Raw genomic sequence first — 20,143 nt, 5'->3', positions numbered from 1 at the left:
ATTATACGCGCCACTAACGGTTTCATTCCCTGATAGCTCAGTTGGTAGAGCAAATGACTGTTAATCATTGGGTCGCTGGTTCGAGTCCAGCTCGGGGAGCCAAATTTAAAAAGGCTGGTTTTTCCAGCCTTTTTTATTACCTGCATTTAGCCCACTTTTTCTACATGCCGTCGGCCGACGAGAAGAACACCTCCTCGCCCACCTACAACTCATTCCACAATTAGACCGACTCAATCTCTCTGACGATCTGCTGCAAAGCATCCAAAGGATTCAGCGCTCGAGTAATAGGCCTTCCCACGACCAAATACGAGCTTCCACCAATAATCGCCTGAGCCGGAGTGACAATACGCGTTTGATCGTCCGCCGCAGCCGTCGCAGGCCTGATACCCGGCGTCACCAAACGAAATTTCTCACCGTGCGCACGACGCAACAATGGCGCCTCTTGAGCAGAACACACTACGCCATCCATTCCGCTCCTTTGCGCCAAGGCCGCAAGCCTGCCAACCATCTCTTGAGCTGAACAGGGAAACCCTATCTCGACGATCTCCTCATCGCTCAAGCTAGTTAGCATCGTGACAGCAATCAGCAACGGCGCACAAGATCCTTGCTCTAACACTTCTCGACACGCCTCCATCATTCTTCTACCACCGGACGCATGTACATTCACCATCCACACCCCCAAACTGGCCGCCGCTTTCACCGCCTGCGCCGTTGTATTGGGAATATCATGAAACTTAAGGTCTAAAAATACCTCAAAGCCACGCGCCTGCAGCTGTTCAACTATGGCGGGCCCAAAAGTTGTAAACAGCTCTTTGCCAACCTTAAGCCGACATAAACCTGGATCAAGCTTGGCGACAAACTCATCAAGCTGTTTTCTATCAGAAAAGTCCAAAGCCACTACGACTCTTGGTCCACTTAACATCGTCTCACCTTTCTCTCACGTCACTTATTACCATTATCCAACCAACAGCCGCATCAAACCTAAACCCAAGGCAACGGCTTCACCACACCCCATTTTTTGCAACTTGGGCACTGCCAGTGCACATGACGCCCTGAAAAGCCGCAACTTTCACATAAATAGGAGTGGTTCTTCTCGAGAAGCGTCTCCAACACCCCTTTCACAATCATAATCCAGCGCTTGGGCTCCGGGTCCGCATGAGGAGCCAACAACACCAATAACGCTTTCACACCACCAAGTGTCGGATGAGCATTCAATTGCCCCAAAAGGAACTCTATCGCTTCTTCCGTATTCTCGTTTTCATTGAGTGCGCCGGAAAGCGCAATCATTATTTTCGCTGACGGCTGCAGCTCCCACATTCTTTGGAGTATTTTCAGCAGTCGCTCCCGCTCATTAAGCTTTTCGCATATCTCTTTCACCAGCCCAACCACTTCCGAGAGAAATACCGGATTCTGCTGCTCAATGCGCTTCAATTCCGCGAGCGCTTCGGGATACTGCTCCGTGGCGACGCAAACCTGGGCCACTTGAATACTCGCCCTCGCGCAAAACTTATCGTACATCAGCGCTTCTCGAAGATGACGCGTTGCGTCCGAATATTCCTTACGCCGCATACTTCGCTCAGCCATCTCACAACAGTATTGAGCCAATCGCACCTGCACATCTCGATCCCGCTTAACGTCTAACGTCAAAGCGCGCTCACGCGCAACCCCCCACTCCTTTTCGTGCTCATAAATTTCAAGAAGGCACTCAGTACTCAACTTCCGCCACTGCCGGGACGCCGTTAGCTCAATAAAAAGAGCTTCAGCCCTGTCATATAAACCGACAAACATATAGTCCTGAGCCAGCTCATAGGTAAGCTGCTCGCCGTGCTTGATTCTGGCGTCTGGGTGCGAAAGAAGATTCTGATGGATCGCCGTCGCTTTTTCGATTTCGCCTTTGCGACGAAAGAAGTTGGCGATTGAGAGGTGAAGCTGAACCGTATGCTGATTTATCTCCAACTCCTGAACAAAAGAGTCCAGAGTCGGCGCATCGTACGCTTCAAAAAGGTATTGCAAGGACTTTGGATATTCGCCGCCCCGCTTGATGGCTCTGGCAGTCTGACCAACTCGCCCCTGAATGAAACAGATCAGCCAACCGATGCCTATTGCGACGGCAATTAACAACAATTGGCCAAGGTATTCCATAAGCCCTTATGATTTGCTGGCGACAACCTGCGTAGATGACTTTATGGCGCGATCGCGCCCTCTTTTACCGAAAATCTTCAACTTTAGAACGGTCAGGCTAGTTACCGCCATCCCCAATAGAAACCCTACAGCAAACGCCAAACCGATTAGAATGGAAACGTTCACAGGCCCCGTATGATAGAAAAGGAGGTCTAGCTCTAGCTTGGAATTATTAAGCAACACAAAGACTACACCAACAAACACCATCAGGATGATAAGGCATAGCAAAAAGATTTTTTTTAGCTTGGACATTAGCGCACCCGAACCGGTCTAATTGGGTGCACTATCTTACCATACCTGGATTTGATGTCAGGCATAGAAAAACGTGCACTTACAATTAATTAGCGGTTTGACGCCGGCGATCAATATCCGGCTTTGAGACTTGCGTTAACCTCATCTCTCAATTCCTTACCAGGCTTGAAGTGCGGTACATACTTCGCAGGAAGATGGACAGTCTCACCTGTTTTGGGATTACGCCCTACCCGTGGAGCGCGATAGTGGAGACTGAAACTGCCGAATCCCCGTATTTCTATACGCTGCCCCTGGGACAGAGATTGTGACATGTACTCTATGATCGTTTTAACCGCGAGCTCAACGTCTTTTATCGAAAGTTGTGGTTGTTTTTGCGCAATAATCTCGACTAACTCTGATTTGGTCATAGAAGCTTCCTTATCGTAGCCTTCGTCAGAAGTGTAGTTAAAGATTTAAAAAAACACAAAAAAAACGGGCATATAGCCCGTTTTTTTAGAGAATATATCTAAGAGAAATTACTGTTGCTGCTGCAATTGCTCTTTGATCAGATCACCGATAGTGGTCGGACCTTGAGCTTCAGTTTGCTTCTCTTTGACGTCGCGAATCGCCTGCTTCTCTTCATCAATGTCCTTAGACTTAATGGAAAGGTTGATCACGCGGTTTTTACGGTCAACGCTGATGATTTTCGCTTCAACTTCGTCGCCTTCTTTCAGCACGTTGCGAGCGTCTTCAACTTTATCGCGACTGATTTCAGACGCTTTCAGAGTTGCTTCAACATCATCGTTCAGAGCAATCACAGCAGCCTTGGCGTCAACGGACTTAACAGTACCAGTAACGATAGAGCCTTTCTCGTTCAGCTGAGTGAACTCAGCAAACGGATCGCTTTCCAACTGCTTGATACCCAGAGAGATACGCTCACGCTCAGGATCGATAGACAGGATTACAGTCTCCAGGTCGTCGCCCTTCTTGTACTTGCGAACAGCTTCTTCGCCTGGCTCGTTCCAGGAGATGTCGGACAAGTGAACCAGACCATCGATGCCGCCTTCCAGACCAAGGAAGATACCGAAGTCGGTAATGGACTTGATCTTACCGGAGATGCGGTCACCCTTGTTGAACTTGCCGGAGAACTCTTCCCAAGGATTAGCATGACACTGCTTGATACCCAGAGAGATACGACGACGCTCTTCGTCGATATCCAGAACCATCACTTCCAGCTCGTCGCCCAGTTGAACAACTTTGGATGGGTGAATGTTCTTGTTGGTCCAATCCATTTCTGAAACGTGAACAAGACCTTCAACACCCTCTTCCAACTCAGCAAAACAGCCATAGTCAGTCAGATTGGTAACGCGCGCAGTAACGCGAGTGTTCTCTGGATAACGCTCTTTGATAGCAACCCATGGATCTTCGCCCAGTTGCTTCAGACCCAGAGATACGCGATTACGTTCACGATCGAACTTCAACACCTTAACGGTGATTTCGTCGCCAACGTTAACGATTTCGCTAGGATGCTTGATACGCTTCCAAGCCATGTCAGTGATGTGCAACAGACCGTCAACACCACCCAGATCAACGAACGCGCCGTAGTCAGTCAGGTTCTTAACGATACCTTTGACTTCCATACCTTCCTGCAGAGTTTGCAGCAGAGCGTCACGCTCAGCACTGTTTTCCGCTTCCAGAACCGCACGGCGTGAAACAACTACGTTGTTACGCTTTTGATCCAGCTTGATAACTTTGAATTCGAGATCCTTTCCTTCCAGATGCGCAGTGTCGCGAATCGGACGCACATCTACCAAGGAACCAGGAAGGAACGCGCGAATGCCGCCCAGTTCAACAGTGAAACCACCTTTGACCTTGCCGTTGATAACGCCGTTAACAACTTCGTTTGCTTCGAAAGCTTTTTCAAGATCTTTCCAGGCTTCCGCACGCTTCGCTTTTTCGCGAGACAGGCGGGTTTCGCCAAAGCCGTCTTCAACTGCGTCGAGAGCAACCTCAACTTCGTCGCCGACTTGCAGATTCAGCTCCCCTTTCTCGTTCAGGAACTGTGCTACAGGGATTACACCCTCGGACTTAAGGCCTGCGTTTACAGTAACCCAGTCTTCATCGATATCAACCACTACGCCCTTAACGATAGAGCCGGGTTTCATATCAATTTGTTTTAAACTTTCTTCAAAAAGCTCAGCAAAGCTCTCGCTCATTGTGTTTCCTGTTGAACATTTTCATCCGCGCGGCCAGCAAGCACGGTCTGTTCGATTAAAATCTTATTCCGGGCATTACTGGCATACTCCCGAAAAAAGATCACCGGTTAATTAATTTACCGTAGTGATGGACACTCAGGATTGACGGGAAGACCAGATCTGGAGTACTTTCTCCAACACCTCATCCACCGAAAAGTCAGAAGTATCAAGGACTACGGCGTCATCCGCAGGTCGCAGAGGAGCGTTTGACCGATTCATGTCGCGCTCATCGCGTTCCTTTATCTCATTTAAAAGGTGCGAAATTTTAACACTCTCGCCTTGCTGCTTCAACTGATCATATCTTCGCCGCGCCCTTACTTCGGCGCTCGCGGTCATAAATATCTTACATGGAGCGTCAGGAAACACGACCGTCCCCATGTCGCGCCCGTCCGCCACCAACCCCGGAGCAGACTGAAAATCCCGCTGCCGCTGCAACAAAGCGGCGCGCACCAAAGGATACGCAGCCACCCGAGAAGCCATAGCGCCGCAGGTTTCCGTTCTGATTTCCAGAGTCACGTCGTCGCCCATTAAAATAACGGACACCGGTTGACCGGGAGTGCCCGCTTCAAAACGCACATCCAAGGTTTCAGCGACTTTCGCAACAGCGCCCTCATCCGCCAAATCAACACCTTGCCGCTCAGCGCTCAAGGCGGTCAGCCGATACAGTGCGCCGGAGTCCAAAATATTCCATCCCAACGCCCGCGCTGTAAGCTGCGCGATGGTCCCTTTGCCTGAGCCGGAGGGACCATCGAGGGTGATGACTGGAATGCCGGAACTCACCTTCATGCCGTCTCCTCAATCCGAAGATTAAAGCCAACCTCATTTGCAAGAGTAGTGAAGCCCGGGAATGACGTGGCGACGTTGGCGCAATCTTTAATGACAATAGCGCCGGTAGCTCTTAAAGACGCCACAGCAAAAGCCATGGCTATACGATGATCTCCATGACTATCCACAGCGCCGCCGCCGATTTCCGCGCCGCGCAACACAATACCGTCCTCTTTCACTTCGCTGCTGACTCCCAGCGCCGCCAGACCATCCGCCATAGCTTGAATACGGTCGCTTTCCTTGACCCGCAGCTCTTCTGCGCCACTCAGCACAGTTTCACCCTCAGCGCACACGGCGGCGATAAACAGGACCGGAAATTCATCAATCGCCAAAGGCACTTGATCCTCGGGAATACGAATTCCTTTCAAGGGAGCATAGCGCACACGGATGTCAGCCACCGGCTCGCCACCCACTTCTTTGTGATTGGACAGCTCAATATCGGCGCCCATCATTTTAAGAATACTAATAACTCCAACCCGAGTCGGATTGACGCCGACATGGCGCAAGATCAAATCCGATCCCGGAGTAATGCTGGCTGCAACCAGGAAAAACGCCGCAGAAGAGATATCAGAAGGGACATCGATTTTGGTAGCGTTCAGCTTATGACCGCCCTCAATCGTCACCCTGGAGCCATTTACATCTACAGGATAACCAAAACCACGTAGCATTCGCTCGCTATGATCACGAGTGGGCGCCGGCTCCGTCACCGAGGTTTCACCATCGGCATAAAGACCCGCAAGAACCAGACTGGACTTAACCTGGGCGCTAGCGACAGGCATGTCGTAATGAATACCGTGAAGCTTGGAGCCGCCTTTAATTTTGACAGGAGGGCGTCCGCCTTCAGAAGTGGAAATCTCCGCACCCATTTCCCGCAATGGCTTTGCAACGCGCTCCATAGGTCGTTTGGACAAGGACTCATCGCCCGTCAACTCAACATCGAACGACTGCCCGCTCAACAAGCCAGCAAGCAATCGCATGGAAGTTCCGGAGTTACCCAAATACAGCGGCCCTGGCGGCTGCTTCAGGCCGTGCATGCCCACGCCATTAATTTTTACTGAACCACGATCCGGCCCCTCAATGACGACACCCATATCCCGGAACGCCTGCAGAGTGGCCAAAGCGTCCTCCCCTTCCAGAAAACCTTCTATTTCCGTAACGCCTTCCGCCAGCGAACCCAACATGATGGAACGGTGGGACATCGATTTATCTCCGGGCACGCGTATCTCGCCACACACAGGACCGCCTTTCCCGGCAACGTAGGTCACATTGTTAGCCATATCAGTCTCGTAAGCCTTTCCTTCAAGCATTTTTGTGAAATGTTCGCGGGCCGCCCGGGCCCGGGTGAACACACCAAGTAACGTTTGTCCGTCCCCATCAGCAATAGCGTTGCGCAGCTTTTTTAAATCCGCATCGAACGCATCCAGCACTTTCAGCACCGCATCCCGGTTAGTCAGGTAAACGTCCCGCCACATCACCGGATCGCTGGCGGCAATACGGGTAAAATCCCTGAAGCCGCCCGCTGCATAGCGAAATATTTCTTTATTATCATCCGCTCCCGCCAGCGTATCGACCAGCGAAAAAGCGATCAAGTGAGGCAGATGACTGGTTGCAGCCAACACCTCGTCGTGGTGAGCCACCGACATGAAGAGCACTTCCGCCCCCATGCCGCGCCACAGCGCAGCCACGACTCCCAGCGCTTGAGAGTCGGTTACCGGAACCGGCGTCAATATGGTTTTATGATTCTCAAACAAAGCGCTATTGGCAGCCTGAACGCCACTCTTTTCAGATCCCGCGATAGGGTGTCCCAATACAGCATTCGCTGGCATTTCACCAAATACAGATACAAAGGCTTTTTCTATTTCGCCTTTGACACTCCCCACATCTGTGAGAATGTGATCGCTTCGCAAAGCTGGCTTCATCTCCTCCAATACTGGAGCGACTGCGCCAACTGGCACCGCCAAAACGATAACATCCGCCCGCGAAGCGAGCGTGACAAGATCCGGGGCCGCCTCATCGACAACCCCTAAACGCACGGCTAACGCCGCCTCAGTATCGCGTCGATCATAACCAATGACTTTATCCGCCAAACAACGCTGTTTCACAGCTTTAGCGAACGAACCGCCGATAAGACCCAGTCCGACAACAGCCAAACATTTAACTTGGGATTGTAACATTGTTAATCAGGCGCGCTTGACGGCCATGTCCGTAAAAAATAAATTGAAACGCCCTTAAGGGCTGAGATACAAAAACAGCCAACCTTCTGATACCGGTGGACGGCGCGCCTAAAGCACGCCTTTGGGATACGACCCCAGACATCGTACGTCAAGAGCATCCCGGGATAGCTCCTGAATCGCCGCACCGACCTCTGGCAGATCTTTATGGCCAATAAAGTCCACAAAGAAGTGATAGCGACGCGCGCCACTCAGGGCGGGACGTGAATCAATTCTTGTCAGGCTCAGATTTTGACGATGAAACACGCCCAGCATCTTGTAAAGAGCGCCTGGCTCATCGCGAATTGTAACCATCAGAGATGTTTTATCATCTCCACTGGGCGGAGCCGAGTTTTTACCAATAATTAAATACCTGGCGATCTGATCAGGATGATCTTCGATATTTTTCGCCAGCACTTTCATACCATACAGCCTGGCGCAGTGCTCACCAGCCACTGCCGCCGCATCCTGGCGCTCAGACGCCCTTTTTACCGCGTCCGCATGACTAGGGACCGCTATGCGCTCCACTCCCGGCCATTTTTCGTCCAGCCATTGCCGACACAAAGAAAATGACTGCGCCAGGGAATAAACAACCTTGATATCGCCGGCATCCACTTGTTCTGGGGCTATCAAGAAGTGGTGAGTACGCACTTCCACTTCACCACAGATCAGCAGAGGCGAATTAACAAACACGTCAAGAGTGTGACTGATCACACCTTCATTGGAGGTTTCCACAGGGACAACGCCATAATGGGCAGATCCTGCTTCCACCTCGCGAAAGACCTCATCAATAGCGTAATGAGGAAGACAAACACCGGAGTGCCCAAAGTGCTTAAGCGCAGCTGCGTGGGTGAAGGCGCCTTCAGGCCCCAAAAATGCGATGTGTAATGGCGCTTCCAGGGCAAGACATGCCGACATAACTTCCCGAAACAGCCTGGCCACCTCTTCATCACTCAGTGGACCCGGGTTATCGTCCATAATTTTCCGCAAAACCTGAGCTTCCCGCTCCGGACGATAAAATACGACATCCTGCCCTGCATTGCCGCGCATTTTCACTTCCGCGACATTTTGCGCGCACTTGGCCCGCTCGCAAATCAACGCCAACAGTTGACGGTCAATCTGATCTATTCGTTCGCGCAGTTTGGCGAGTTCGGTCTGCTCAGAGGTCATGAATCAGGCGTTCCTCCCGGCGAAATCTTGCATAAACCCAAGCAGCGCATCCACCGCCTCTTCCGGCAATGCGTTATACAAACTGGCGCGCATCCCACCAACCGAACGATGCCCCTGCAGATTAAGCAAACCAGCCTCTTCCGCTTCTTGCAAAAACTTCTGATCCAGGCTGTCGTCTTTCAGTGTAAAAGGCACATTCATCCAGGAACGACAAGACGGATCTATCGGGTTTGCATAAAACTCGCTGTCATCAATATAAGAATAAAGCTTGTCGGCTTTGCGGCAGTTTATCGCCTCCATAGCCTGCACCCCGCCCTTTCCTTTCAGCCACTTGAATACCAAGCCAGCCAGATACCAGGCAAAAGTAGGCGGTGTATTGACCATGGAGTCGTTTTCGCTGGCCACTTTATAGTTCAGCATGGTGGGCAGACTGTCGGAAGCATATCCCAGCAAGTCTTCCCGGACGATAACCAGCGTCAGGCCAGCGGGACCAATATTCTTCTGCGCGCCGGCGTATATCACGCCGAAGCGACTGATATCTACGGGACGGGACAATATGGTGGAAGACATGTCCGCCACCAAGGGTTTATCACCCACGTTAGGAATATCGAGAAACTCAACGCCGCCAATCGTTTCATTTGGCGTATAGTGCACATAGCCCGCACTTTCATTCAAACGCCACTCGCTACGAGCGGGAATGCGGGAATAGCCACTGTCTTTGGCTGACGCCGCGACATTCACATTAAGGTAACGCCCAGCCTCAGCAATCGCCTTCTTCGACCAAATACCCGTGTCGATATAATCCGCCTCCGCGCCAAGCTTCAGCAGATTAAGCGGCACTGACGCAAACTGAGTCGCAGCCCCCCCCTGCACAAAGAGCACTTTGTAATTGTCTGGCACGGACATCAGCTCGCGAAAGTCACGCTCAGCCTCAACCGCCACAGCGACAAAGTCGTCGCTGCGATGACTCATCTCCATAATTGACAGGCCTTTACCCCGCCAATCCAGTAGTTCCGCCTGAGCCTGTAACAACACATCCGTAGGCAGCGCAGAAGGACCCGCGCAAAAATTAAACTTTCTATCAGCCATACAGGCCGCTCTCCGGTATTTGGTCAAATAAACTTCTCAGACAAGCCAACCGAAGCGAAAGTTATTCTTCCGCCTCGGAGCCTTCCTCACCTGCTTCGTCAGAGTCCAAAACATCTTCGTTAGCAACTTCAGCGCCTTCACCTTCTTCGCCCGGGAATTCACCCTCATCTTCTTCAGGCTCAGCAATCCGCTCTACGCCAACCAAGTCTTCTGATTCGGACAAACGGATCAATCGTACGCCCTGGGTATTTCTTCCAACGATAGAGACCTCGTCCGCCCGCGTCCGCACCAGTGTTCCCTGGTTACTGATCAACATGAGCTGATCGCCACTGATTACCTGCACTGCGCTCACCAAGTCGCCGTTACGTTCAGAGCACTGGATAGCAATAACGCCCTGACCTCCACGCCCGTAAACAGGGAACTCGGATACAGCAGTCCGCTTACCGTAGCCTTTGCGGCTCGCTGTAAGTATGAAGGCGTCTTCTTGCGGAATGATAAGGGAAACGACGGCTTGCCCTTCCGCCATACGAATGCCTCTAACGCCGCGAGCGGTTCGCCCCATTGGTCGCACATCGTCTTCATTGAAGCGAATGGCTTTGCCGCTGCTGCTGAACAGCATGACGTCTTTCTTGCCGTCAGTAATGGCTGCGCCGATCAGCATGTCGCCCTCATCCAGCGCCAAAGCGATCAAGCCGCTGCTGCGGGGGCGCGAGAAATTCTCCAACGGCGTTTTCTTGACGGTTCCCTGACGAGTCGCCATGAACACATAGTGATCAGCGGCGTACTCACGCACCGGCAACATGGTGGTGATGCGCTCATCTTCCGCCAGCGGCAAGATGTTAACGATCGGACGTCCACGCGAAATACGGCTGGCCTGAGGAATTTCGTAGGTCTTAAGCCAATACAATTTACCGTGAGAGGTGAAACACAAAATAGTATCGTGAGAATTGGCGATCAGAAGTTTCTCGACGAAGTCTTCGTCGCGAATCGCTGTTGCGGCCTTGCCTTTGCCGCCTCGTTTCTGCGCCTGATAAGCTTCCAGCGGCTGAGTTTTGGCGTAGCCTTTGTGAGACAGCGTAACCACCATATCTTCTTCGGCGATCAGGTCAGCAATCGTGAGGTCACGCTTGGAAGCGGTAATTTCCGTAACGCGAGCGTCGCCAAATTCTTCGCGGACAGCTTCCAGTTCCTCACGGATAACCTCCATCAGACGCTCTGGGTTCTGCAGAATCTCCAGCAACTCAGCAATTTGCTCGATGATGCTGCGGTACTCGTCGTTAATTTTTTCAATTTCCAGACCAGTCAGCTTTTGCAGACGCAAGTCCAGAATAGACTGCGCCTGCACTTCAGACAGGAAATACAGGCCATCACGCAGACCAAACTCAGGCGCCAAGTCATCAGGACGACAGGCGTCTTCGCCTGCGCGCTCCAGCATGCCTGTCACGGCCCCCGGAGACCAGCCTTGCGCCATCAAACGTTCTTTGGCTTCCGCGCCAGTGGAAGAAGCCTTGATAACAGCGATAACCGGATCGATGTTCGCCAGCGCCACCGCCTGACCTTCCAGGATGTGGCCGCGCTCACGGGCTTTACGCAACTCGTAAATAGTCCTGCGCGTCACCACTTCACGGCGATGACGCACAAAACATTCAATACAGTCTTTCAGGTTCAGCAGCTTGGGCTCGCCATTGATCAAGGCGACCATGTTGATGCCGAATACGGTTTCCAGCGGCGTAAGGGCGAACAGATTATTCATGAGCACATCCGCGTTTTCACCGCGACGCAGCTCAATAACCACCCTCATCCCTTCCTTGCTGGATTCATCGCGCAGCTCGGTGATGCCTTCAACCTTTTTCTCTTTGACCAGCTCGGCGATTTTCTCAACCAGCTTAGCCTTGTTAACCTGATAAGGAATCTCAGTAATTACAATCGTTTCCTTACCGGTTTTCTTGTCCTGCTCTATTTCATAGCGAGCGCGAATATAAATCCGGCCACGACCAGTGCGGTACGCCTCCAAAATCCCCGCACGTCCATTAATGATGGCCGCAGTAGGGAAATCAGGCCCCGGAATAAACTCCATCAATTCATCGATGGTTATGTCACTGTTATCCAGGTAAGCAAGACATCCATTTACCACTTCGGTCAGGTTGTGAGGTGGAATGTTCGTCGCCATCCCTACCGCGATGCCTGAGGACCCATTTACCAGCAGGTTTGGAACCTTGGTCGGAAGTACGACGGGAATCTGCTCAGAGCCGTCGTAGTTAGGGGCGAAGTCGACCGTTTCTTTATCGAGATCGGCCAGCATTTCGTGGGCGATCTTCTCCATGCGGATTTCCGTATAACGCATTGCCGCTGCGCTATCGCCGTCGATGGAGCCGAAGTTACCCTGCCCGTCCACCAGGGTGTATCGCAGCGAGAAGGGCTGCGCCATACGCACGATCGTGTCGTATACGGCAGAGTCGCCATGCGGGTGATATTTACCGATGACGTCACCAACCACACGGGCGGATTTTTTATACGACTTGTTCCAATCGTTCCCCAGCTCGTTCATCGCAAACAAAACGCGGCGATGCACCGGCTTGAGGCCGTCTCGCGCATCCGGCAAAGCACGGCCTACGATAACGCTCATCGCGTAGTCGAGGTAGGATTGTTTCAGTTCATCTTCAATATTGACGGGAAGTATTTCTTTGGCGAGTTCAGCCATAATATAGCAATAACCTATTCTAGAAAGGATAGTTCGGTTCTTGTTCTACCCACAGTCTGTCCAAACCCTGGTTCGCTCGTCTTGCAGTCGTTGAACCCGGCGGGGAGTCAGTTCAAGCGGCATATAATCGCACACTCTTTACTCGACCAAGGGCTGCGCCACAAGCGGTCAAGTCTAGCATAGAAGGCGACGGCAACGAAGTTAATTAGGGCGAGAATAAGATATTTTTTAGACGTTAAAAACCCTCCCCCCGCCAACGGGAAAGGCAAGTTGGCGACGCACATTCGCCAGTGCGCGCCAATCTTTTATGGCAAGTCAGGCCGACTGATGAAACCGCTGAGGGGCGACAAAATCCGAAACGGCGCGCAGCACATCCTTACGACTGATCTGCCCCACCAACTTACCCTCTTCCACCACAGGAAAGCGACGCCGGCGATCATTAATGAAACGTTCACTGACCGCCAGAATATCTTCCTCCGGCCCGATAATATCCACATCCACAGTCATATACTCAGCGACAGTGCCGCCCAGAGATTCGTAGTCGTAGTAACTACCGCTCAGAATACTTTTCAGGCAGTCCACTTCCGATAAAATCCCCACAAGGTTTCCACGACCATCTACAACAGGGGCGCCGGAAATGCTGTTTTTAAGGAGTTTATGAATAGCTTCAAACAACTCTGTTTCAGGGGAAAATACAACCAGGTTGGTTGTCATATAATCACGCACTTTCACGGATCGCAGCATGGGACTCTCCTAAGGCAGGCATTTGCTGATGGTTATTGTTAACCGCCCTGTCAGCGACTTCCTTTGTTTACGCTGATACCTTAAAGATACGCCCATCTACCTGAAACGCCAACTAATGAGCCCGGAGCGAACGCCCCGGGCTTGATGTCAGTCAATAATGACTTTATTCAAATACGATGGTTTTGTTCTCATGAACAATCACCCGGTCTTCCAGGTGATAGCGCAAGCCACGCGCAAGCACTTGTTTTTCAACATCTTTCCCCAGCCGAACCATGTCTTCGATGGTATCGCTGTGGTTCACCCTGATCACATCCTGCTCAATAATAGGACCTTCATCCAGATCCTGAGTGACGTAATGACAGGTTGCGCCGATCAGCTTGACGCCTCGCTTGTACGCCCGATGATAGGGACGAGCGCCCGCGAAAGACGGCAGGAAGCTGTGATGGATATTGATAATGCGCCCCGTATACCTGTCGCACAATTCCGGCGGCAGAATCTGCATGTAGCGTGCAAGAACAATGACTTCCGCATCCAGCGCATCCACCAATCGCTCCACTTCAGCAAATGCGACGGACTTGTCACTCGCATCCACCGGCACGTGATAGTAGGGAATGTCATGCCACTCCACCATACGACGCAGATCATCATGATTAGAGATAACCCCAACAATTTCCCCATCCATCTCTTTTGCATGCCAGCGATGCAACAAATCCGCCAGACAGTGAGATTCCTTACTCGCCATTAGAACAATACGCTTGGGTTGCTGCGAATCCGCCACATGCCAGCACATCTGAAACTCCCGAGCGATCGGTTCGAACGCAATGCGAAATGAGTTCAGATCAAAAGGGAGCGAGCTCGCCTTTATCTCATTTCTCATATAGAACCAGCCGTTGGTCGGATCCGAATGATGGCTCGCCTCGGTTAACCATCCATTATAAGTAGCCAAAAATGTGGTTACTTTCGCAACAATGCCCACCCGATCGGGGCAGGCGATTACCAGTCGATATGTTCTTTCCATTATTTTCCTACCAGCTGTGAGACGCCAGCGGGATGCGACAGACCTCTATGCGCTAAAGACTGCTTCGCACCGCTTAGCCATCGCAAAGTCCAACTCATGCAGACCTTTAATAGTATGACTCCACCAGGTAACCCTGACCTTGCCCCACTCGGTCACCAGCTCAGGGTGGTGGTTAATTTCCTCAGCAATAGCGCCAACCTTGTTGGTGAACTCTAACGCCAAAGCGAAGTTTTTGAATTTGTAGTCACGGCTGATCATTTGCACGCCGTTACGCTCTTCCAAACGCCACTCAGGCACCTGACTCAAGTACTTCTCAAGTTTCGCCGGATCTACTTTCTCGGCGTCAGGTCTACAGGCCTCGCAGCTTGGAATTGTATCGCTCATGCTTTTTCTCCTTGTTTTGAATTAAGCGTTTGCCAGGGCGCTCGCCCCAGCGTCGCTGTAGCCTAACTCTACAAGAAAAAGATCGCCAACATTTATCTTAGCCGACTATTTTCACAGCGCTTTCAGCAATGCGCTTACGCCATTCCGCTGGACCGGTTTCATGCACAGACTCACCATTCACATCCACCGCCACGGTAACAGGCATATCTTTCACTTCGAATTCATAAATCGCCTCCATTCCCAGTTCCGGGAAGGCGACGACATTAGAGGAACGGATCGCCTTAGACACCAAGTAGGCGGCGCCGCCCACAGCCATCAGATAGACAGCCTTATTGTCACGAATCGCTTCGATTGCCACAGGGCCACGCTCGGCTTTGCCGATCATCCCCATAAGGCCGGTCTGCTCCAGCATAGTGCGAGTAAACTTGTCCATCCGCGTAGATGTCGTGGGCCCAGCAGGCCCAACCACCTCATCACCCACAGGGTCCACAGGACCCACGTAATAAATGAAGCGATTATTCAAATCCACCGGCAAGGTTTCGCCGCGCGCGAGCATATCCACCATTTTCTTATGGGCGGCATCACGGCCCGTCAGCATTTTTCCTGACAGCAGCACTGTGTCGCCGGGACGCCAGGACGCAATTTCCTCCCGAGTGACAGCATCCATATTCACTCGCTTAACGTTAGCGCCCACCTCCCAGGTGATTTCCGGCCACTCATCCAAGTTGGGCGGCGTTTGCAATGAAGGACCGTTGCCATCAAGCACGAAATGCGCATGGCGCGTCGCCGCACAGTTAGGAATAATAGCGACCGGCTTATTGGCGGCGTGGGTCGGGTAATCTTTTACTTTGACATCCAGCACCGTCATCAAGCCACCCAGACCTTGCGCCCCGATACCCAACGCATTCACTTTCTCGAAAAGCTCCAGACGCAACTCCTCACTGCGGTTAGCCGCGCCGCGCGCTTGCAAGTCCTGAATGTCGATAGGATCAAGCAACGCCTCTTTAGCCAATTCCATTGCTTTCTCGGCGGTTCCACCGATACCAATACCCAGCATTCCCGGCGGACACCAGCCAGCGCCCATCTTCGGCACTTGCTCCAGCACCCATTCAGCGACGGAATCAGACGGGTTCAGCATAGCGAACTTGGATTTAGCTTCAGAGCCGCCGCCTTTCGCCGCGACGTGAACGTCCACTTTGTCGCCAGGAACTACCTTCATGTGGATAATGGCGGGGGTATTGTCTTTCGTGTTTTTACGCGCGCCATCAGGATCAGCCAAGACAGACGCCCGCAGAATATTGTCAGGGTGCAGATAAGCGCGACGCACGCCTTCATTAACCATATCCTCGACGCTCATATCCGCATCCCACTGCACATCCATTCCGATGTTCAAAAACACCGTCACGATGCCAGTATCCTGACAGATGGGACGACGCCCCTCGGCGCACATGCGGGAGTTGATCAGAATTTGCGCCAGCGCGTCTTTAGCGGCGGTGGACTCTTCGCGCTCATAGGCAGCATGAACCGCTTTAATAAAGTCGACGGGATGGTAGTAGGAGATAAACTGCAGCGCGTCGAATACGCTGTCGATGAGATCGTCTTGACGAATCACGGTGGTCATGCACGCACTCTCTTTTTACATGGTTCTTGGAGTAGTCACAGCTTTGGCTGGCAAGCGACGCCTCCCAATGGACGCCAAGTGCCCGCCTTATTTGATTTAGGCGGAAATTGTACCTAATTCGCCCCCCAAGTTCAGCCTTAAACTGTTAACGAATACAGCGCCTTTGCAACCGTATCTCCAAGGACTGGGCCTAATCTATTTTTCCCATTTGTGAATTAGAGAGTCCACTCATAGAAAAAATGAGCTAAACTCCTGACGATGCATAAGAAAATCACCAAACGCCAGCGCCCTGATGTCACCTGCACATCAGGCGAAAGGCTTATTTTATTGTGCGGCGTATGATTTCACGGCTTTCAGGCCAATGAAATCTAACCTATGCTGATAAAACTTTTTTGGCGAAGAACTGAAGCGAATAATTCAGTCACGCCGGGAACATTCTGAAAGCAATAATAAAAGGAAGAAGGTCCTACCTATGTTCAAGAAAACCTTTCTCAGTCTGGCGGTAGCGTCGGCGGTCACTTTATCGGGGTGTGGAGGCGGCGGTGGCGGCAACGCCAATGCTGGAGCGCAAAATGAGTATGACGGGGATTTACCCGACTCACTGGAGGGGCAGTTTGAGGGCAAAATCTGGCCACTATTCAACCCTATCGCCAGCCTGGTTCCCGTTCCCAATGATCTTCTACTTGATCAAACCGCTGCGGACGGCACTTTTTCAGACTCAACCGCAAACCCAGTGCTAGCCGCCCTGGGGTCATTGAGCGGCGCATCCACCATTGCCCCAATCGACATATCATTCTCCGGCGAGCTTGATGGGGACAGTTTAAGCACAGACTCATTTATTTCTTCCGGCGGAAGCCTGGCCCCCAACCCTAACCAGAACGTCTTTTTACTTGAGCTGGCCTACGCCAGCGGGGAGCCAATTCAGGGCCTATCCATTTCCGAGCCGCCCACCTTACCTTTAGCAGCCGGCGCACTATTGGCGGAGGCTGAAAGCGACCCCGCCATTCTTAGCGCCGCAATAGCGGATGCGCCAGCCATCAAAGCTTCTGTCATCGAGCTATCAGGCGCCAGCACTTTAAGAATTCAACCGACCAAACCCCTCAAGCCAAAAACTCGTTATCTGGTTATAGTCACCAACGAAGTTGAGGATGCTACGGGGCAAGCCATATCCATGGACCCTAATTACTACCTGTTAACCGGTAGCGGCAATCTACCCTCCTCCCAGCTTGAGCCTGTTCGCACCATTATCAACAGCTTCTGGGAGCCTTATGCGGAAGCTTACTTCGCACTGAATAATAAAACCCGCTCTGCCCTGAGCATGGATCCGCTTACAATCAACAATATCGCACTAACCTACTCTTTCACCACCTCTGGGGACGAGAAGGTAATGGAGTACATTGCCAACCCTGCGGAGTGGTTTAACGACCAATTAACAGGCTTTATTCGCATCAGCGCCGCCAAAGCGGTGATAACGGCAGGTACAAGCGTAGATAGCGATTCAGATGTAGACTACTCTGACATAAAAATTGCTGCAGACGCGGCGGTTACTGCATTCCCAACCACCGCACAAAAGGCGGCTTTCAGCCCTATTTTCGACGCGCCATCAGCCTGTAGCAGCTACACAGGCGCCTCAGCGATAGGCTGCGCAGCTACCGCCTTAACCGCCAGCTTTTCTGCACTGTTACCCACTCCAAAAGCGCGCACAGTGTCAGTTAGTAGCGCCAACACACCAGTGAACCTAGTATCTGCGTTAACCAGTTCTTTTCTGGATAACTCCAATAGCGTCAATCCTTTGATTTCTCAAGGCACCATTACTACACCTTATTATCTGGGCATCCCGACTGACTCTAACGGCTCAGCTATTCAGTCAAGCACATGGGCCGCCAACAAAGCTCTGGCTGATGCATTAAATACCGCTTTTAGCACTGCAGGTTTATCATTGCCACAGGGTGATACCAGCAGCCGTGACGCAACCTCTTCTGTAGTGAACTATGTCTTCCCATTTCCACAGCAGACCGATGCAGACTCAACCACCACTGCAGTAGAGGCGCTGGACATTCCTTGGCTGGCAATATACCCAGATAACACCTCCGCCTGCCCCAAACCACTAAAAACCGTAATATTCCAACACGGCATCACCACAGATAGAAGCGCTGCGTTGTCCGTGGGAACGGCTCTAGCTGAAAAATGTTTCGCCACAATCGCGATTGATCAAGTCGTTCATGGCGTAGCTCCCGCTTCGACTGCGAAAAAGCTCGGCTTGGCGGCTACACTACTGGCGGCAGGTCAAGAAAGCGGACTACCAGCATCGCTAGCTCCAAATAACGAAAACAACCAAGCTGTCGTGGATAAGACACTCAACCTCGGCACTGTTATGGCGACATTAAAAGTTGACGCTGCTGCAGCCCAGACTACAATTAATACCGTTGTTGCTGGCGGCTCAAGTGGGAACACTGAGTTGGACAAAGCGATTCGCGCGTTAGCTTCCTTCGAAAACACGGTCGCCAACGCCGGCAGCACCATCCCTGGCATCGCCCACACGGATAACGAACGCCACTTCGATTACACTTCCAACGCCGCACAGCAAGCAGTAGCGATGAATTTTGATCCTGACAGCGCTTCTGGCTCATCCGGCAGTCTGTTTATCAATTTGACTGGGTTTATCAATAGCCGCGATAAAAACCGCCAAGGCGTCATTGACCTGTTAAACCTGAGACAAACCATCAGCTCGATTGATTTGGATGGTCCTAGCGGCGGCCTATATGCTGCTGGAGATCTGGATAACAACAACGTGTTCTTTATGGGCCACTCTTTGGGCACGCTCATCGGCACCCCGTTTGTCAGCGTCGCCAACAGTACGCCGATGGCCAACATAAAAGCTGCTGTGCTATTGACGCCCTCCTCAGGCATTGTACGCATGCTGGAGAACTCTCCATCATTCGCACCCACCATTATTGGCGGTTTATCCGCAGCCGGAATCGCCCAGGGAACCACCAGCTATGAAACCTTCTTGGGAGTGTTTCAGGCTGCACTGGACGCCGTGGACCCCATCAGCTTCGCTGACAACTTGAATACGTCGATCAACTACAGCGGCAATTACCAAACCTCCGCTGACGATACCGGCGTACTAATGATTGAACTGGCAGGTCGTCCTGACGTGAACGGCAACGCACAAATCGGCTATGTCAGCGATCAGACCAACGTAATAGAGACGGAAACCACCCAATTAACGACCAGTTTTGGGACGCCTTATCCAGACTTGTTATCCGGTGTGGATAAGCTGGCTGAGCAAATGGGGGCGACGAATACGCTTGACGCCGCTGCGCCTTCAGGCTCTCCCGACACATTAATCAGCCGTCTCAGCTATGGCTCTCACGCCATGTACGTACTGCCGATCGTCTCGTCGTCAGAAGCCTCCTCTTACCCGGATGTAGCCGCGGAAACCGCGCGCCGCCAAGCCTCATTTGCCGAAGGCGTAACGGAGTCCATTGCATTCTTCACGCTTGGCGGTGAGATATCATCTGCAGCCGTAGACACCACCGCAGCATTGGCAGGTGAAACTACCGGCCTGGAAACGGAAGCTGATTATCAAGCCAGAACCAACAAGCAACTGAACCTTAGCAACTAAGGCAAACAGCAAAGAAAGCGCCCTCCCTTCTGAGGGCGCTAGGCAGACATAAAAAAACCGCCATATTTGGCGGTTTTTATTTTGAG

15 protein-coding genes and 1 tRNA gene are annotated in these 20,143 nt (G+C 51.9%); 2 read left to right on the top strand and 14 right to left on the bottom strand.

Features of this window, described 5'->3' with window-relative positions:
- Positions 1-26 precede the first annotated feature (26 nt).
- A tRNA-Asn gene (locus O5O45_RS02895) sits at positions 27-102 on the top strand.
- Positions 103-220: 118 nt separating this feature from the next.
- Here the strand turns inward: O5O45_RS02895 and pyrF are convergent.
- The 14 genes from pyrF to O5O45_RS02825 all read right to left on the bottom strand — a co-directional run bounded on the left by pyrF (position 221) and on the right by O5O45_RS02825 (position 16,429).
- Complete coding sequence (gene pyrF / locus O5O45_RS02890) at positions 221-922, bottom strand: orotidine-5'-phosphate decarboxylase (protein ID WP_305903790.1); 702 nt, start codon at positions 920-922, stop codon at positions 221-223.
- Between the two features lie 59 nt (positions 923-981).
- Positions 982-2,142, bottom strand: coding sequence for a lipopolysaccharide assembly protein LapB (lapB, locus tag O5O45_RS02885; RefSeq protein ID WP_305903789.1), 1,161 nt, complete (start codon positions 2,140-2,142; stop codon positions 982-984).
- A gap of 6 nt (positions 2,143-2,148) precedes the next feature.
- Positions 2,149-2,433 carry a hypothetical protein gene (locus O5O45_RS02880; protein WP_305903788.1) on the bottom strand — a complete coding sequence of 95 codons (285 nt, stop codon included), beginning with the start codon at positions 2,431-2,433 and terminating at the stop codon, positions 2,149-2,151.
- A 110-nt stretch (positions 2,434-2,543) separates the two neighbouring features.
- Entirely contained in the window at positions 2,544-2,840 is a 297-nt protein-coding gene (locus O5O45_RS02875) for an integration host factor subunit beta (protein ID WP_011398732.1), read from the bottom strand.
- 108 nt (positions 2,841-2,948) lie between these two features.
- Positions 2,949-4,628 (bottom strand): 30S ribosomal protein S1, encoded by a 1,680-nt coding sequence (gene rpsA, locus O5O45_RS02870; protein WP_011398733.1) that lies wholly within the window; start codon positions 4,626-4,628, stop codon positions 2,949-2,951.
- 135 nt (positions 4,629-4,763) lie between these two features.
- A complete protein-coding gene (gene cmk, locus O5O45_RS02865) occupies positions 4,764-5,453 on the bottom strand; it encodes a (d)CMP kinase (protein WP_371747958.1) in 690 nt (229 codons plus the stop codon).
- Positions 5,450-7,666: a bifunctional prephenate dehydrogenase/3-phosphoshikimate 1-carboxyvinyltransferase gene (locus O5O45_RS02860; protein WP_305903787.1), complete on the bottom strand. Its 2,217-nt coding sequence runs from the start codon at positions 7,664-7,666 to the stop codon at positions 5,450-5,452. The genes cmk and O5O45_RS02860 overlap by 4 nt, the downstream gene beginning before the upstream one ends.
- A gap of 108 nt (positions 7,667-7,774) precedes the next feature.
- Positions 7,775-8,872, bottom strand: coding sequence for a prephenate dehydratase (pheA, locus tag O5O45_RS02855; protein ID WP_305903786.1), 1,098 nt, complete (start codon positions 8,870-8,872; stop codon positions 7,775-7,777).
- Between the two features lie 3 nt (positions 8,873-8,875).
- Positions 8,876-9,961 carry a 3-phosphoserine/phosphohydroxythreonine transaminase gene (serC, locus tag O5O45_RS02850; protein ID WP_305903785.1) on the bottom strand — a complete coding sequence of 362 codons (1,086 nt, stop codon included), beginning with the start codon at positions 9,959-9,961 and terminating at the stop codon, positions 8,876-8,878.
- 61 nt (positions 9,962-10,022) lie between these two features.
- On the bottom strand, positions 10,023-12,662 hold the full coding sequence (gene gyrA / locus O5O45_RS02845) for a DNA gyrase subunit A (RefSeq protein ID WP_305903784.1): 2,640 nt from the start codon (positions 12,660-12,662) through the stop codon (positions 10,023-10,025).
- A gap of 315 nt (positions 12,663-12,977) precedes the next feature.
- Positions 12,978-13,406, bottom strand: coding sequence for a CBS domain-containing protein (locus tag O5O45_RS02840; RefSeq protein WP_305903783.1), 429 nt, complete (start codon positions 13,404-13,406; stop codon positions 12,978-12,980).
- A 163-nt stretch (positions 13,407-13,569) separates the two neighbouring features.
- A complete protein-coding gene (gene purU, locus O5O45_RS02835) occupies positions 13,570-14,424 on the bottom strand; it encodes a formyltetrahydrofolate deformylase (RefSeq protein WP_305903782.1) in 855 nt (284 codons plus the stop codon).
- Positions 14,425-14,469: 45 nt separating this feature from the next.
- The gene (locus O5O45_RS02830) at positions 14,470-14,808 is read right to left on the bottom strand and encodes a 4a-hydroxytetrahydrobiopterin dehydratase (RefSeq protein WP_127969252.1); all 339 of its coding nucleotides are present in this window, start codon (positions 14,806-14,808) and stop codon (positions 14,470-14,472) included.
- A gap of 97 nt (positions 14,809-14,905) precedes the next feature.
- A complete protein-coding gene (locus tag O5O45_RS02825) occupies positions 14,906-16,429 on the bottom strand; it encodes a fumarate hydratase (protein ID WP_305903781.1) in 1,524 nt (507 codons plus the stop codon).
- A gap of 472 nt (positions 16,430-16,901) precedes the next feature.
- On the opposite strand from O5O45_RS02825, the gene O5O45_RS02820 reads away from it, so the two are divergent.
- Complete coding sequence (locus tag O5O45_RS02820) at positions 16,902-20,057, top strand: Ig-like domain-containing protein (RefSeq protein ID WP_305903780.1); 3,156 nt, start codon at positions 16,902-16,904, stop codon at positions 20,055-20,057.
- Positions 20,058-20,143: the final 86 nt, after the last annotated feature.

The sequence above is a fragment of the Hahella sp. HNIBRBA332 genome, from assembly GCF_030719035.1.
In the GTDB taxonomy this organism is placed as follows: Bacteria; Pseudomonadota; Gammaproteobacteria; order Pseudomonadales; family Oleiphilaceae; genus Hahella.
The sequence above is the reverse complement of the archived record's forward strand: the minus strand, read 5'-3'. Positions and strand labels throughout refer to the sequence as shown.

What these genes read in the sequence shown, in the direction of transcription:
- pyrF (WP_305903790.1), bottom strand. Translation starts at nt 922, where the DNA reads ATGTTAAGTGGACCAAGAGTCGTAGTGGCTTTGGACTTTTCTGATAGA.
- lapB (WP_305903789.1), bottom strand. Translation starts at nt 2,142, where the DNA reads ATGGAATACCTTGGCCAATTGTTGTTAATTGCCGTCGCAATAGGCATC.
- O5O45_RS02880 (WP_305903788.1), bottom strand. Translation starts at nt 2,433, where the DNA reads ATGTCCAAGCTAAAAAAAATCTTTTTGCTATGCCTTATCATCCTGATG.
- O5O45_RS02875 (WP_011398732.1), bottom strand. Translation starts at nt 2,840, where the DNA reads ATGACCAAATCAGAGTTAGTCGAGATTATTGCGCAAAAACAACCACAA.
- rpsA (WP_011398733.1), bottom strand. Translation starts at nt 4,628, where the DNA reads ATGAGCGAGAGCTTTGCTGAGCTTTTTGAAGAAAGTTTAAAACAAATT.
- cmk (WP_371747958.1), bottom strand. Translation starts at nt 5,453, where the DNA reads ATGAAGGTGAGTTCCGGCATTCCAGTCATCACCCTCGATGGTCCCTCC.
- O5O45_RS02860 (WP_305903787.1), bottom strand. Translation starts at nt 7,666, where the DNA reads ATGTTACAATCCCAAGTTAAATGTTTGGCTGTTGTCGGACTGGGTCTT.
- pheA (WP_305903786.1), bottom strand. Translation starts at nt 8,872, where the DNA reads ATGACCTCTGAGCAGACCGAACTCGCCAAACTGCGCGAACGAATAGAT.
- serC (WP_305903785.1), bottom strand. Translation starts at nt 9,961, where the DNA reads ATGGCTGATAGAAAGTTTAATTTTTGCGCGGGTCCTTCTGCGCTGCCT.
- gyrA (WP_305903784.1), bottom strand. Translation starts at nt 12,662, where the DNA reads ATGGCTGAACTCGCCAAAGAAATACTTCCCGTCAATATTGAAGATGAA.
- O5O45_RS02840 (WP_305903783.1), bottom strand. Translation starts at nt 13,406, where the DNA reads ATGCTGCGATCCGTGAAAGTGCGTGATTATATGACAACCAACCTGGTT.
- purU (WP_305903782.1), bottom strand. Translation starts at nt 14,424, where the DNA reads ATGGAAAGAACATATCGACTGGTAATCGCCTGCCCCGATCGGGTGGGC.
- O5O45_RS02830 (WP_127969252.1), bottom strand. Translation starts at nt 14,808, where the DNA reads ATGAGCGATACAATTCCAAGCTGCGAGGCCTGTAGACCTGACGCCGAG.
- O5O45_RS02825 (WP_305903781.1), bottom strand. Translation starts at nt 16,429, where the DNA reads ATGACCACCGTGATTCGTCAAGACGATCTCATCGACAGCGTATTCGAC.
- O5O45_RS02820 (WP_305903780.1), top strand. Translation starts at nt 16,902, where the DNA reads ATGTTCAAGAAAACCTTTCTCAGTCTGGCGGTAGCGTCGGCGGTCACT.